Annotated in this window: 1 protein-coding gene; it reads left to right on the top strand. The window is 71.5% G+C overall.

The annotated features are described in order from the left end of the window. Window positions 1–101: 101 nt before the first annotated feature. Window positions 102–670: Flp pilus assembly protein CpaB (gene cpaB, locus G3N99_RS41355; protein ID WP_206125325.1), on the top strand; the 569-nt coding region annotated here is incomplete at its 3' end.

Raw genomic sequence — 670 nt, forward strand, 5'->3', positions numbered from 1 at the left:
GTGCCGTACGGCGTTGCGCTCGCGCTCGGCGGCACGCTGGCCGTCTGGGCGTCGTTTCCACACACGGTTTCGCTTACCTAGCCGGGGGGACGCACGCCGCCATGCCCAAACCGCTGAGACTGGCCGTGCTCGTCGTTGCCGCCGGCATCGGTGCGTTCATCCTGCGCGAACTGTACGTCGCCGCGTCGACGCCGTCGGTGGCCACCGAAACGGATCAGGCGCGCGTGCGGGTCGCTGCCGCCGATCTGCCGGAAGGGCTGCTGCTGCGCGACAACGATCTCGCGTGGAAGCGCATGCCGCGCGCGCAGGTGCCGGCTGGCGCGTTCGTCGAGTCGCAGCCGGGCGCGGACCTGAAGGGCGCGCTGCTGCGCAACCACGTCGGCGCAGGCGCACCGATTCGCGTCGAGAACGTGATACCGGCCGGCGCACCGGATTTTCTTGCGGCCGCGCTGCAGCCGGGCATGCGCGCGATCTCGGTGCCGGTCGACGACGTGTCGGGCAACGCGGGGCTGATCCAGCCGGGCGACTTCGTCGACGTGTTGCTGACACAGCAGATCGGCGGTTCGGCGACGTCGCCCGGCACGTTCGAAGCGGAGACGGTGGTGCGGCGCGCGCGCGTGCTCGCGGTCGGTTCCGAATTCCAGCGCGCGAAGGCGCCCGCGAGCGAGAG

Source organism: Burkholderia sp. Ac-20392 (assembly GCF_017104585.1).
GTDB classification, from domain to species: domain Bacteria; phylum Pseudomonadota; class Gammaproteobacteria; order Burkholderiales; family Burkholderiaceae; genus Burkholderia; species Burkholderia lata.